At 47.0% G+C, this 13,857-nt stretch carries 15 protein-coding genes; 1 reads left to right on the forward strand and 14 read right to left on the reverse strand.

Annotation, left to right across the window (positions count from 1 at the left end; genetic code table 11):
- Window positions 1-88: 88 nt before the first annotated feature.
- The 9 genes from trpA to ADH27_RS00435 all read right to left on the reverse strand — a co-directional run bounded on the left by trpA (window position 89) and on the right by ADH27_RS00435 (window position 8,856).
- Window positions 89-874, reverse strand: coding sequence for a tryptophan synthase subunit alpha (gene trpA, locus ADH27_RS00395; RefSeq protein ID WP_048714834.1), 786 nt, complete (start codon window positions 872-874; stop codon window positions 89-91).
- A gap of 2 nt (window positions 875-876) precedes the next feature.
- The gene (gene trpB / locus ADH27_RS00400) at window positions 877-2,079 is read right to left on the reverse strand and encodes a tryptophan synthase subunit beta (RefSeq protein ID WP_048714836.1); all 1,203 of its coding nucleotides are present in this window, start codon (window positions 2,077-2,079) and stop codon (window positions 877-879) included.
- Window positions 2,076-2,657 carry a phosphoribosylanthranilate isomerase gene (locus ADH27_RS00405; protein ID WP_048714838.1) on the reverse strand — a complete coding sequence of 194 codons (582 nt, stop codon included), beginning with the start codon at window positions 2,655-2,657 and terminating at the stop codon, window positions 2,076-2,078. Before ADH27_RS00405 ends, trpB begins: the two co-directional genes overlap by 4 nt.
- Window positions 2,644-3,411, reverse strand: a complete 768-nt coding sequence (trpC, locus tag ADH27_RS00410) for an indole-3-glycerol phosphate synthase TrpC (RefSeq protein ID WP_048714840.1) — start codon at window positions 3,409-3,411, stop codon at window positions 2,644-2,646. Before trpC ends, ADH27_RS00405 begins: the two co-directional genes overlap by 14 nt.
- Window positions 3,408-4,412: an anthranilate phosphoribosyltransferase gene (gene trpD, locus ADH27_RS00415; protein ID WP_048714842.1), complete on the reverse strand. Its 1,005-nt coding sequence runs from the start codon at window positions 4,410-4,412 to the stop codon at window positions 3,408-3,410. The genes trpC and trpD overlap by 4 nt, the downstream gene beginning before the upstream one ends.
- A gap of 64 nt (window positions 4,413-4,476) precedes the next feature.
- The gene (locus ADH27_RS00420; RefSeq protein ID WP_048714844.1) at window positions 4,477-5,043 is read right to left on the reverse strand and encodes an aminodeoxychorismate/anthranilate synthase component II; all 567 of its coding nucleotides are present in this window, start codon (window positions 5,041-5,043) and stop codon (window positions 4,477-4,479) included.
- Window positions 5,040-6,395, reverse strand: coding sequence for an anthranilate synthase component I (gene trpE, locus ADH27_RS00425; protein ID WP_048714846.1), 1,356 nt, complete (start codon window positions 6,393-6,395; stop codon window positions 5,040-5,042). Before trpE ends, ADH27_RS00420 begins: the two co-directional genes overlap by 4 nt.
- A 490-nt stretch (window positions 6,396-6,885) precedes the next feature.
- A complete protein-coding gene (locus tag ADH27_RS00430; protein ID WP_048714849.1) occupies window positions 6,886-7,923 on the reverse strand; it encodes a M42 family metallopeptidase in 1,038 nt (345 codons plus the stop codon).
- Between the two features lie 324 nt (window positions 7,924-8,247).
- A complete protein-coding gene (locus ADH27_RS00435; protein ID WP_048714850.1) occupies window positions 8,248-8,856 on the reverse strand; it encodes a hypothetical protein in 609 nt (202 codons plus the stop codon).
- A gap of 235 nt (window positions 8,857-9,091) precedes the next feature.
- Between ADH27_RS00435 and ADH27_RS00440 the strand changes: the two genes are divergently transcribed.
- Window positions 9,092-9,787, forward strand: a complete 696-nt coding sequence (locus ADH27_RS00440; protein WP_048714852.1) for a VIT1/CCC1 transporter family protein — start codon at window positions 9,092-9,094, stop codon at window positions 9,785-9,787.
- Between the two features lie 30 nt (window positions 9,788-9,817).
- Here the strand turns inward: ADH27_RS00440 and ADH27_RS00445 are convergent, their stop codons facing one another.
- The 5 genes from ADH27_RS00445 to ADH27_RS00465 all read right to left on the reverse strand — a co-directional run bounded on the left by ADH27_RS00445 (window position 9,818) and on the right by ADH27_RS00465 (window position 13,778).
- Window positions 9,818-10,357, reverse strand: coding sequence for an NADPH-dependent FMN reductase (locus ADH27_RS00445; RefSeq protein WP_048714854.1), 540 nt, complete (start codon window positions 10,355-10,357; stop codon window positions 9,818-9,820).
- Window positions 10,358-10,504: 147 nt separating this feature from the next.
- Window positions 10,505-11,356, reverse strand: coding sequence for a VOC family protein (locus ADH27_RS00450; RefSeq protein WP_048714856.1), 852 nt, complete (start codon window positions 11,354-11,356; stop codon window positions 10,505-10,507).
- A 150-nt stretch (window positions 11,357-11,506) separates the two neighbouring features.
- Window positions 11,507-13,108: a type I restriction-modification system subunit M gene (locus ADH27_RS00455; RefSeq protein ID WP_048714858.1), complete on the reverse strand. Its 1,602-nt coding sequence runs from the start codon at window positions 13,106-13,108 to the stop codon at window positions 11,507-11,509.
- A 21-nt stretch (window positions 13,109-13,129) separates the two neighbouring features.
- Complete coding sequence (locus ADH27_RS00460) at window positions 13,130-13,423, reverse strand: helix-turn-helix domain-containing protein (RefSeq protein WP_048714859.1); 294 nt, start codon at window positions 13,421-13,423, stop codon at window positions 13,130-13,132.
- Window positions 13,413-13,778: a type II toxin-antitoxin system RelE/ParE family toxin gene (locus ADH27_RS00465; protein WP_048714861.1), complete on the reverse strand. Its 366-nt coding sequence runs from the start codon at window positions 13,776-13,778 to the stop codon at window positions 13,413-13,415. Before ADH27_RS00465 ends, ADH27_RS00460 begins: the two co-directional genes overlap by 11 nt.
- Between the last annotated feature and the right edge of the window lie 79 nt (window positions 13,779-13,857).

Consider the following 13,857-nt stretch of genomic DNA (forward strand, 5'->3'; position numbering starts at 1 on the left):
TAAGGTTGTCTTAAGATTATACCACAAAGATTTTCAGAAGAGAAGTAATTTTCTGAAAATTTATTAAATTTTGTAATTTTTCTTATCCTTAGCATTTATTAAAGTGTGAACCATAGTCTACAAAGTCCTTAACATCGCTGGTTTTGCCCTCATGAAGGTCCCGAACAATTTTTGACCCCACGATGACACCATCTGATACCTGATTAAAGCGTTGGATGTCTTCTTGGGTGGAGACCCCAAATCCTGTCAGAACTGGAATAGTGCCCAAGTCTCTCAAGGTCGCCAAGTGCTGATCCAAGTCGTCCCGGTAGTTGCCCATCTTCCCAGTAACTCCATTGATGGCTACTGCATAGATAAAGCCTTCTGCTTCTTGGATCAAAGCCATTTGGCGTTCGATACCTGTGGTCAAGCTGACCAAGGGAACAAGGGCAATATCACTCCCATCCAAGTAAGGTGCTAGCATATCGGCATGCTCATTTGGTAGATCTGGAATAATCAAGCCTTTGACAGAGGTAGAAGCTAATTCTTTGATAAAGGCTTCAATCCCATATTGGTAGACAGGATTGATATAGGTCATGATGACTAGAGGAATCTTGGACTCTTGTTCTTGGAGTTTTTTTACTATAGCTGTTAAAGTCACGCCCTTAGCCAAACTGCGTTGCCCAGCCATTTCGATGACTGGCCCATCCGCTACAGGGTCCGACCATGGAATCCCCACTTCAATAGCCGATGCTCCACTTTCTTCCAAGAGCTGGATGGTCTCAAAAAGGCCATCGAGTCCCTTCTCATGATCGCCCGCCATGATGTAAGGGACGAAAATTCCTTGCTTGCTGTCTTTAATGGCTTGTAAATGCTGTGTTAATGTCTTCGTCATCTCTACTTCCCTTCCGCTTCAAACCGTTCTTTCACCTGCATGACATCCTTGTCTCCACGACCAGATAAGCAGACGATGAGCGTTTGGTCCGGAGTCATTTTTGCTGCGACTTTTTGCGCTAGAGCGATAGCATGACTGGACTCCAATGCTGGAATGATCCCCTCCAAACGAGAAAGCAACTTAAATCCTTCTAGGGCTTCTTCATCCGTGATGGAATCATAGCTTGCCCGGCCAATTTCATTAAAATAGCAATGCTCTGGCCCCACACCAGGATAATCCAATCCAGCAGAGATAGAGAAAGCCTCCATGATCTGTCCATGGGCATCTTGAAGCACTTCCATCAAAGCTCCGTGAAGAATTCCTGGACGACCTTTGGCAAAGGTCGCTGCGTGTTTGTCCGTATCCAAACCAAGACCAGAAGCTTCTGCTCCGTACATGGCTACTGATTCGTCTTCTACGAAGGGGTAGAACATACCAATGGCATTGGAGCCTCCACCGATACAGGCTAGGACCGCGTCAGGAAGTTTTCCATCTGAGACTTCAGCAAACTGACGTTTGGCTTCCTTACCAATCACGGATTGAAAATCTCGGACAATCTCTGGGAAGGGAGCTGGTCCAAGGGCAGATCCCATGATGTAGTGAGTATCATCAATTCCAGCTACCCATGCACGAAGGGCTGCATTGACCGCATCTTTCAGCACGCGCGATCCGTCTGTCACACTATGGACTTTTGCTCCTAAGAGCTCCATCCGAAAGACATTGAGGGCTTGGCGTTTGACATCTTCTTCCCCCATGTAGATGGTACACTCCATCTCGAAGAGAGCCGCTGCCGTCGCTGTCGCCACCCCGTGTTGACCAGCTCCTGTCTCCGCGATGATCTTCTTCTTGCCCATCCGTTTAGCCAGCAAGACCTGACCAAGAGCATTGTTAATCTTGTGGGCCCCTGTATGGTTGAGGTCTTCCCGTTTCAGGTAGATTTGTGCCCCACCGATGTGCTTGGAGAGACTTTTGGCGAGGTAAAGTGGAGTTTCCCGCCCTACATAATTCTTGAGTAAGTCATCCAATTCCGCTTGAAAGCTTGGATCTGCTTTGGCTTCTCTGTACGCCTTATCCAGTTCGATCACGGCTGTCATCAGGGTTTCTGGGACAAACTGGCCCCCAAATTTTCCATAAAACCCTTTTTCATCCGGTAGTTGATAGTTCATGCTTTCGCTCCTTCTATAAATGCTTTTATCTTTTCTATATCTTTGTGTCCGTCTGTTTCGACCCCCGAAGAGACATCCAAGGCATAGGGCTGAAAGGTCTCTCGAGCTTGGCGGACATTGTCCACTGTCAAGCCCCCTGCAATAAAGAAATTCTGCTGAATCTTCTGATCTTTCAGCAAGTCCCAATCAAAGGTTTGGCCACTCCCAGCTACTGGAGCATCAAAGAGCAGATAATCTGCCTGGCTTGACACTTGGGCTTCCTGATCTCTGAGCTGGATCGCACGAATGACGGGAACTGAAATCTTTGGGATCTGATTCTCATCAAACGTTCCATGAATCTGAACGATGTCTAAGGGAACCTGAGCAATGGCTTGCTCCAAGTCCTCTAGACTGGGTGAGACAAAAACACCGACAATTTTGGTCGGACCAGTCACCAGTCTAGCCAATTCATGGGCTTGCTCCAGACTGACTTGCCGCTTGCTCTTAGCGAATACAAAGCCGATATAGTCTGCCCCAGCTAGGACAGCCGTCTCCACGCCTTCCGCTGTAGACAGGCCGCATATTTTAACCTTTGTCAATTTGTAACTCCTTGACCTTTTCTGCTACATCTCCTGCTGTCATGAGGGCAGTCCCTACCAAGATCCCATTAAAGTAGGGAGCGACAAGAGCCGCATCTTCCCCATCAAAAATAGCAGACTCCGATATATAAACTGGCTGGTCTTTCAAATGCGTGGACAATTCAAGACTAGTATTCAGATCCGTTTCAAAAGTGACCAGGTTCCGGTTGTTGACCCCGATGATGTCCGCTCCGATTCGATGGGCGATTTCGAGCTCAGCTAAGTTATGGGTCTCTACAAGCACTTCCAAACCTAGTCCCGTCGCAAAGTCGTAGAGTTCTTTGAGCCGGGCTTCTGGCAGGGCTGCGACAATCAAGAGAATGACCGTCGCTCCGGCATTACGAGAGCGAACGATTTGCTTCTCATCGATGATAAAGTCCTTGGCCAAGGTTGGAATCGACACCTGGGAAGAAATCTCACGAAGGTAGTCTAGATCTCCCTTGAAAAAGACTTGGTCCGTCAGGACTGAGATCATGGCTGCCCCGTTTTCTTCATAGGTCTTGGCTTGAGCGACAATATCCACATCCAAGTTAATATCCCCCATACTAGGGCTGGCTTTCTTCACCTCAGCGATGATTTGCAAGTGCTCTTGATGACTCTTGAGAAAATCATAGAGACGGTAGGTCTGACGAAGAGGCTGGAGGTCTTCCATGACCAGTTGCGCCACTTCTTTTTCTTTTTGTTCTAGGATTGTCGGTAGAAAGGCTTTACTCATACTTGAACCTCTTGTAAGTGTTGCAATTTAGCAAGGGCAGAACCATCCGCTATCAATTGACGCGCAAGCTCTACACCTTCTTTGATGCTTGCGACTTTTCCATTGGCATAAAAGCCAAGACCAGCATTGAGAACTGTCGTTTCCAGATAAGGGCTGGCCTCATTCTTCAAGACACTGAGGAGAATTTCAGCATTTTCCTTGGCATCGCCACCAGTTATTTCAGACAGCTCCACCTTGTCCATCCCCAGATCTTCATAGGTAAAGATATGCTGGCTGATCTTGCCGTCTTCTAGGAGAGTATAGGTATTGGTTCCATAAAGAGCTGCTTCGTCCATATTGTCAGGACCAGTGATGACGACGGCACGTTTGCGCCCCAACTGCTGGATGGCACGCGCGACAATTTCTTGCAATTCGACACGGTAGAGCCCCATGAGTTGGGTTTCAAGATCCAGTAGATTGGCAAGAGGACCGACCAGGTTCATAATGGTTGGAATCCCCATCGCTTGACGAGCAGGGCCAATGAAGCGCATAGCCGGATGCATGGTCTGCGCAAAGATAAAGGCCAAGCCAACCTCGTCCAAGGCTTTAGAGAGAGTCTCTGGCGTGGCAGCTACGTTGATACCAAGCGCTTCTAGGACATCTGCAGAGCCTGACTTAGAAGAAACAGAGCGATTGCCGGCCTTGGCCATGCGGATCCCTCCAGCAGCCAAAACGAAGCAAACAGTCGTCGAAATGTTAAAGCTATAGGATTGGTCTCCACCAGTCCCACAGTTACACATGGCATCTGAGAAGGTCTCTGGCAATACCGTCGCATGGGCCTTTAAGGCGCGTACAATTCCGGTAATTTCGTCTGCTGTTTCTCCCTTAGTTTTGAGTCCCATCAAAAAGGCAGCGATTTGACTTTCTGAAAGTTGGTTCTGCAAGATTTGATCAAAGACTTCTTGGACTTGCTCTTGCGTCAAGTCTTGGCGATTAGAGATTTGTAAGAATAGTTCTTTCATAAGGGTTTCCTCTTATCTTTTCTACACGTTTCAATAGAAATTTTAGCTGCTAGGAATTGCTGGTCTAGTCTAGGACGAGCTTCACAAAATTTTCGATCATTTTTAGACCATCTGGACTGCCGATACTCTCAGGATGATACTGAAGTCCATAGATGGGCAGGCTCTTGTGTTGGATGGCCATGATTTCTTGGTCGTCCGTGGTAATGGCTGTTACCTCAAATTCTTCTGGCATTTGGTCAACGACGATAGAATGGTAACGCATGATGGGCACATCATTCTCAATGTCCTCGAAAATAGGAGATGGTGTTTCAAAGGTAATCTGGCTTTGTTTGCCATGCATGACATTCTTAGCCAGGCGCAACTTACCACCAAAGGTCTCAGCCAGGGCTTGGTGACCTAAGCAAATCCCCAACATAGGTTTCTTACCTGCAAAGTCCTTGATCATGGCTTCCATTTTCCCAGCATCTGCTGGCCAGCCTGGACCGGGGGAGAAGACGAGGGCATCTGCCACTTCTGCATGCTCATACAAGCGCTCATCATCATTTCGCAAGACCTCAACCTCTGTAAAAGTTCCCAAGTATTGGGCCAAATTATAGGTAAAGGAATCATAATTATCCACTAATAAAATCATTGAACATCTCCTATTCTTGTCATCGATTTTGCCTTGTTAATCGTTTCGTAAAATTCATTCTCCGGAACACTGTCGTAGACAATCCCTGCTCCTGCTTGGACGTAGGCCTTTTGATTCTTGAGGATCATGGTCCGGATGGCAATGGCGAAGTCCATATCCCCTGTCGCAGAGAGGTAACCAATAGCTCCCGCATAGACGCCACGTTTTTCCTCTTCCAATTCATAGATCCGACGCATGGCCCGAATCTTAGGAGCCCCAGAGACTGTACCCGCTGGTAGTGTCGCTTTCAAGGCATCGAGAGCTGTTAGGTGTGGCAGGAGTTGCCCCTTGACCACACTGGTCAGGTGCATGACATAGCGGAAATATTCTACTTCCATATACTTGGTCACTTCGACCGTCCCGTTTTGAGCGATTTTCCCGATATCATTGCGGCCCAGATCCACCAGCATGCGGTGCTCGGCTGTTTCCTTGATATCGTGAAGGAGTTCATGAGCCAGGGCTTGGTCCTCTTCTTCCGTCGCTCCACGAGGTCGAGTTCCGGCGATCGGATTGGTGGTCACCTCTCCCTTTTTCACCGAAACCAGACTTTCAGGACTGGCTCCAATGATCTGGTAGTCGCCAAAGTCATAGAAATAAAGATAGTTGGATGGATTGGTCACGCGCAAATTCCGGTAATAATCCAAGGGATCACCTTCAAAATCTGCTGAGAAGCGTTGACTGAGGACACATTGGAACATATCACCTTCACGGATCAGTTTCTTGGCCTTATCCACCATTTCCATAAAGACTTCCTTCTCGATATGGTTGGTGAAGTGGAGGGCCTGCAAGGCCTGAGGGGTGAACTCGTTGGGCGCTTGGGTTTGCAGATCGGTCACCACTTGCCCCAGTGATTGGCGGACCGCATCATTGCTTCGACCAGAGTAGATATTGTCTTCCACCACATAGACTTTTTCCTTCTTGTGATCAAAAATCAAATAGGACTCGTAGATGAAGAAATGCATATCTGGCGTTCCGATAGTATCCTGAGGAATGGATCCAATCTCTTCATAGACTCCGATCATATCGTAGCCTGAAAAACCGATGGCCCCACCAGCGAAAGGAAGATCAGACGTCAGCCCCTTGACCGTTACCTGGTGGAGGTAGTCAAAAGGATCTTGCTCCAGCACCTTGCCATTCTCATACAGGATGCCATCCTGATAGGTCACCTCAAATACTGGATTGTAGGCCACGATAGAAAAGCGGGCATTCTCCTTTTCACGCGGGATCGACTCAAGGATGACCTTATGGTCTCCTTGGACACGCATGTAGGCTAGAATGGGGGTTAAGGTATCAGCTGGTAAAATTTTTTTCATAGGAATTCCTTTCTTTTCCTAGGGACGAAGCGATGCAAGTCCTGATCCAAGCACATCCAATACTCTTCGAAGTTAGTAGGCTAACCAACTTCAACAGAATACAAAAAACCTCACAGAGTAACACTCTGTGAGGGCATTAAATCGGGTTTAACACGGTACCACCTCAGTTAATGGTCAAAAGGGTAGAAAGCGACCATTATCTCTATCTCCTCTAACAAGGAGCTGCACGATAAGGGGTGCCTACCGAGAAGAATATGTGTTATCTTCTCCTTCTTCAAACAATCAGCCCAATGTTCACTAACTCCGACTACCTGCTCACAATACCCGCAGGCTCCCTGAAAATCTTAGACTAGTTACTTTCTGATTTACTACATATTCTACTACATTTTTTGGGGATGTCAAGAATTTTTTAACAACTTAACCTAAAAAATCTGCCTAGACCACTGGACCAGGCAGATTAAATCTTATTTTTCAACGTTTTAAAAAAAGCCTATTTCACCAAGTCACTCTTGAGATAAGCATCGACCATGCGCTCTGTCGCCACGACAGAATCCACGTGGGTCCGCTCATAAGAGTGGCTAGACTCAATCCCTGCTCCGAGAAGACCATGCTTGACTTCTGCTCCTGCACTCATGGCTGCGGAGGCATCCGAGCCATAGAACGGATAGATGTCCAGTTTGTAAGGGATGTTTTGCTCCTTAGCCAAGGCCACCAAGTGCTGGCGGAAACCGTAGTGGTAAGGTCCAGAAGCATCTTTGACACAGATAGAAACCGTGTACTCATCTGTCTGCTGGTCATCTCCCATAGCCCCCATGTCTACTGCTAGATATTCCACGGCTTGAGCTGGGATGCTAGAGTTAGCCCCATGTCCCACTTCTTCAAAGACAGAAAAGGCAAAGTGAGTCGTCACTGGTAGGGTCACGCCTTCTTCCTTGTAAACACGAAGGAGGTTAAGCAAGATGGCAGCGCTGACCTTATCATCCAGGTGGCGAGACTTGATAAAGCCTGTATCTGTGACGATGGTCCGAGCATCAAAGCTGATAAAGTCTCCCACTTCAATCCCTAAGTCACGGGTTTCTTTTTCAGAGGTCACTTTTTCATCCAAGCGCACTTCCATGTTGTCCTGGGTCCGCTCCACTGTTCCTGCATCCTTGTAGACGTGGCAAGAGGTTTGGTGGACAAGGATAGTACCGGAGTGGGTCTTACCAGTATTGGCCACATGGACCGTACAGTTTTCCCCTTCAATCATGTTCCAAGGGAAACCACCGATACGGTCTAGCTTGAGACGGCCATCTGGTTTGACAGCACGGACAATCGCTCCCAAAGTATCCACATGGGCCGTGATATAGCGGTGTTGCTCGTCATTCTCACCCTTGAGGACAACGGTTACGCCTCCCTTAGCTGTCCGAACAGGGCTGTAGCCCATGTCTGTCAAAGTCTTGACCAAGTAAGCTGCTACTTCTTCCGTAAAGCCTGTCGGTGATGCGATGGCTGTGAGTTCTTTTAGATATTCAACTGTTTGATTCATGAATTTCTCCTTCAATAATCTGCTAGTACGATTATAGCACGACTGCCTTTAAAAGACTAGCTCTGATAGAAAGCAAAAAAGGCTGGGACAAAAGTCCTAACCTCTCAATTGTCTTTGGATTGTCGAGCAAGACGTAGTGGTTGAGTGGGCTCTACTACGCTGATTTCATCAGCTTTTAAAGCCATACTCAACTGTGCGGAGATGGGACGACGAAATCGAACTCTAACGAATTACCGATTTCTGTCCCAATCTCTCTTTCTTTATTTCTTTTCAGATCTAATCTACAGCTGAGGAAACTGAGCCCCCACAGAGAAGACAGGGACCTTAGCTACTCAAACCTCCAACAAACTTATAAGCAGTTACCAAAGCATTTGTCATGGTATCACGGGTTGCTTTGAAGGCCTCGATAAAGGCTGCACGGTGCTCTTCTGGGAAAAGCGTTGTATCATCTCCAAATTGAGTAAGAGTTTCATTCACAGAAGCCAACTCTTCATCCATCTTCTTGATACCAGGTTCCAAAGTCTTGAAGTAAGATTCTTGTTCAGATTTTGGCAACTTTTCACCCAATTCATTGGCATGCTTCTTATAATTTTCAGCTAGTTTTGCATAAAGTCCCTTGATATCCCCGATTGTTTTCGCATTTTCAATTTCCTGATCTGTTACCAAAACAACTTCTGGAGTAGTTGCTTGAGCGCCAGAGCCTGAAGTAGACTGACTAGAAGAGCTACTTGTATCATCTGTCAATTCAAATTTCTTTGAAGAAAATGATTTCTTCTTAGATGAGGATGTTTTCTTAGAGGAAGAAGATTTCTTTTCCACCTTGCTTGAAGACTTCTCTGAAGAAGCCTTTGGTTTTGCAGTTTGATTTCCCGAACATGCGACCAAGGTCAAAACCGAGAGAAGGGTAATGCCGCTTGCGACTAATTTTTTCATGGTTAACTCCTATTCATAATTCATTTATAGAATTATATCTAAAATTATTTCGAATGTCAAAGCATTATAATATCTTAGCTCCTTCTGCTGACGCTATATTTTCAAGATGAGATAGGCCTTCTACCCTCTATAGTCCTTTCTTAAATTGTCGGACTTTTATCATTTAGGACAAAGGACTTGCAATATTACTTAACTTTAATTATAATCATTCTAAATAAGAAATCAGGAGACAAGTATGACTGAAACTAAACATGGCGTTGATGCCTCATTTAACGACCGCTTAAATATCTTACGAGCTGGAGTGCTCGGTGCCAATGATGGCATTATCTCAATCGCTGGAGTCGTTATCGGGGTTGCCAGCGCGACCAGCAATCTTTGGATTATCTTCCTATCTGGACTCTCTGCCATTCTGGCCGGTGCCTTCTCTATGGCGGGTGGTGAATACGTGTCTGTATCCACCCAAAAGGATACAGAAGAAGCCGCTGTGAGTCGGGAGCAAGCCCTTCTGGACCGCGATCCAAAAGCCGCCCGCGACTCCCTCTACGCAGCCTATATTCAAAATGGGGAATGCGAAACGGCTGCTCAAATCATGAGCGAGCGGGCCTTTCTCAAACACCCTCTCAAGGCCCTAGTGGAAGAAAAGTATGGCCTGGAGTATGAAGAGTTTACCAATCCTTGGCATGCGGCCATCTCTAGTTTTGTAGCTTTTGTCCTCGGCTCTCTTCCACCTATGCTGTCTATTATCCTCTTGCCAAAAGAAATCCGGATCCCAGCAACGGTGATCATCGTGGCCTTTTCCCTTCTCTTTACCGGCTACACCAGTGCCAAGCTAGGAAAAGCACCTACCAAGCAAGCCATGATCCGTAACTTGGTTATCGGACTACTGACTATGGGTGTTACCTATCTCTTCGGACAATTGTTTAGTATCTAACAAAAGCTGAGACTTCTGTCTCAGCTTTTGTTACGCTTCCAATAGGGCTTGGGCTTGTTTTTCCAATCCTGCGATTGCTTCGTCTGTCAAGACCAATTCACCTGTTGCCCAGGCTTCTGGGTTAACGGTTGTTCCTGTGAAGTCTCCTACTACTTGGGTACGAACGAATGGTAGGAGGGCTTGGTAGGCCGCAAACATTGGCTCGTGTCCTGCATTAGCGACTGAAGAGACTGTTACGATCTTGTCTTGGAGGGCAGATGGACCACGAGTTTCTGATAGGTCAAGGGCACGGCTGAGCCAGTCGATCAAGTTTTTCACTACACCTGGAATGGCAAAGTTATAGACTGGCGAGAAGATCCAGATGGCATCCGCCGCAAGGACTGCATCACGCGCCGCTTGCACTGCTGGCAAGGTTGGTGTTTCCAAATCTTGGTTCATCATTGGGATGTCTTTGTAGTCCAAGTAAGTCACTGTTGCTTTTCCTTCTAGGATGCTTTCTGCTTTCTTAGCCATTTGGTGGTTGAAAGATCCTTGACGAAGAGATCCGACGATAAATAAAATGTTTTTCATAGTTGTTTCCTCTTTCTGTTGTAAGTTTATTTATTACAAAAACTATTATACACGGCCTAGATGTAATGTCAAGAATTACATCTTGAAATATCACTAATTTTTACTATTTTGTTTTTTTATCTCAAAAGGCCTAATTTATCAAGGTTTCTAACCCTTTCTGACGCGGGTCACAATCCCATCCGGATCTGTAAACTCGAGCTCACTTGAGGTCAGCCAGATGACAGGTGCCCCCTCTTCTTTTGCTCTCTCTGCGATGGCAACCAGGTCTTCTTTCTGTTCTACGTGGACGACGTAATAGGCTAGCCCAGGAAGTTGCTCTTCACGTTTGGCTAAGTGCTTGCCACCCCACTCATTGACTGCCAGGTGATGGTGGTAGTCCCCAGAGGCAATCCAGCTAGCAGATGGGACGGTGAACTTATCCGATAACTCAAGCACCTTCTGATAAAAGGCTGACGCTGCTTGGCTATCTCTCACGGTGAGGTGGATATGACCCATGCGGGTAGCAGACGCTATCTGGAAAGGCTCCACATTGCGGCCCATCTCATAAATCTCTTGGGCAGAGAGCTCCTCTGTCACCCCAATGATGCGACCATCCTCACGGATATCCCACTCTGCCACTGGCTTATTCCGATAGAGCTCAATGCCATTGCCCTCTGGATCTTCAAAATAGAGAGCTTCGCTGTAGCCATGGTCAGCAGCCCCGACAAAGGGAACCTTCAACTCAGCCATATGCTTGAAGACATCCGCCAGGTCCTCCCGACTAGGTAGGAGAATGGCCATGTGGTAGAGACCGTAGCTAGCCTTAACAGCTTCGGTCTGATCCGTTTGGATGAGATGGACCAAGGGCTTACCTCCAGCCCCAAGAAGGACTTCCTCCTCAGTCTGAGACAAAATCTCCAACCCCAGAATCTGGGTGTAAAAAGCGGTCTGGCGAGCCAGATCCTTCACATTGAGCACTGCTTCTGCCAAGTAAATCTTGCTATTGTAGGCGTAGGTCATAGGTGTCTCCTTTTCGGTTCTGTTATTTGTTGTAACATTTTATATTACATCATTATACACTCTTTTATAAAAGAAGCAAGAAAAACAACTCGACAGAAAACCCTCCTTAGAAAACTAAGGAGGGAATTGACTGTTAGATGCTATTAAGACTTACCCCTTAAACTCCTCGACAAATTTCTTGAGTTCGGCATCGGCTTCTGGTGTCGTTCCATGAAGCTGGCTGAGCATGTCTAGAAGAGAAGCTGTCTGGGTCTCAATCGTCGCATTGGTTTGGTTAATCTTAGCCACGATCTCTGTCAGTGGCTCCACTTCTTCTTCCTCAAAGGTGTCCACATAGCGTGGGATATTGAGGTTGTAGTCATTCTCGACGATCTCCTCAAAGCTAGCCAGATGGGCAAACTTATCCATGTCCTCTCTGCTCTTATAGGCCTTGAGGATCTTCTCGATATGGGCATCCGTCATGATGTTCTGATTCTTGCCCTTATCAAATTCCTTAGAAGCATCGATAAAGTAAACGTCCCGATTGGTGCGGTTCTTCTTGAGAATAATGACCGTCGTTGGGATGCTGGTATTGAAGAAGATATTGGCAGGAAGACCGATCACGGTATCGATAGCCCCTTCTTCCAGCAAGGCCTTACGAATGGTTCCTTCAGCATTGCCACGGAAAAGGACCCCGTGAGGAAGGACGATGGCCATGACACCCTTGTCCTGCTTAAGGTGGTAATACCCGTGCAAGAGAAAGGCAAAGTCTGCCTTGGATTGAGGCGCGAGCTTGCCAAATGGGGAGAAGCGAGGATCTTGGAGGAAGCCGGAGCTTGCAGACCACTTGGCTGAGTATGGTGGGTTCATGAGGACCCCATCAAAGTTAGTCGGCTCTTGGGTTGGCCAGTCTTCGTCCAGCGTATCGGCATTGTGCAAGAACTGGTTTTCCACCGGAACCCCGTGTAGGATCATGTTCATCCGAGCCAGGTTATAGGTAGAGGTATTGAGCTCCTGACCAAAGTACTGGACAGTTTGAGGCTGGTGAGAATACTTCTTGGCATTGAGCAAGAGGGAGCCCGATCCCATGGTGGCATCGTAGATGGTAAAGCCCTGCTCATCTTCACGCCCTAAAAAGGCAATCTGGGTCATGAGCTTTGCTACAGGCTGGGGCGTATAGAACTCTCCTGCCTTCTTACCCGAGTCGGTCGCAAACTGACCAATCAAGTACTCGTAAGCATCCCCAAGCATATCACCCGCATGACCTGCCACGTCCAGCACTGCTAGCTCTTTCATAACGGCAGCCACTAGCTGGTTTTGCTTTTGAGGAGTTGCCCCTAGCTTCTTGGAATAGAGATCAATGTCCTCAAAGAGATTTTCATAGAGGTCGTCACTTTGCTCAATGTTTCGAAAGCCTTGAGCTAGATCTTCTAGCTGGAAGGTCCCTTCATTGACCCGGTCTACCAAGGCCGTAAAGGTCAAGTCAGGCTTGATGACATAGTTGAGCTCATCGGTGATGACAGTGATGAGATCCTCTTGAGAGTCTGGATCCTCGTAGTAGGTTCGGTAAAGCTCCAAGGCTTCATCTAAGCTCTCTGTCTCCTCCTCCATGGTCTCCGCCACGAAGAAGAGCAACTTATCTGAGAGGTACTTGTAAAAGATCATCCCCAAAAGGTAAGACTTGTAGTCATTGGCATCCATCTTAGAGCGGAGCACATCCGCTGAGTTCCACAGGGCTTGGTAGAGCGACTGGGAGGTTTGTGTTGTTTCCATAGTAATTCTTTCTGATATCTTTTAGACCTTTTCTTGTTCCAGTGGGACAACGGCGAGGGTCTTGCCCAGACTGGCTAAGACTTTCAAGACCGTGTCCAATTGAGGACTGGTCTTGCCTGTCTCCATCCGAGCGATGACCGGTTGACTGACCCCACTGAGTTCTTCTAGTTTCTTTTGGCTAATTCCCTTTTCATGCCGAGCTTCGATCAGCTCTGTCATAATCGCGACCCGCAGATTACTTTCCAGGATTTCTTCCTTGGTGAAGAGCTCTGCTCTCACATCTTTCCAATTGCTGCCAATGGCACTATTCTTCATCTCTTAGCCCTCTTTCCTTCAAATCTTCCAACTCCCGCTTGGCTTTCTCGATCTCTCGTCTAGGTGTCTTTTGCGTCTTTTTGACAAAATGATGCAGTAAGACAAAGCTCCCATCCAGCCAAGCCACGAATAAAATCCGATCCCGTAAAGGTCTCAACTCCCAGATTTCCGCATCCAGATGCTTGATGTAGGGTTGGCCAGCACGTGTTCCATGCTGGCTCAAAAACTCGATGTAGTCGTTGAGCTTGTTCAGTTTGATCCGGCTGTCCTTATTATCGCGACGAGCTAGCTCCCTCATGTAGTCCAAGACCGGTTGATTCCCTTGTTTGTCCTTATAAAAATAAATAGCGTGCACAAAGCAACCTCTTTTCGAATATATTATAACTCTAAAGTTATTGAAAGTAAATACTTTTAAGTTATTAAGCACTAAGGAG

Origin of the sequence: Streptococcus sp. 343_SSPC (genome assembly GCF_001072385.1) — a bacterium.
Lineage (GTDB): Bacteria > Bacillota > Bacilli > Lactobacillales > Streptococcaceae > Streptococcus.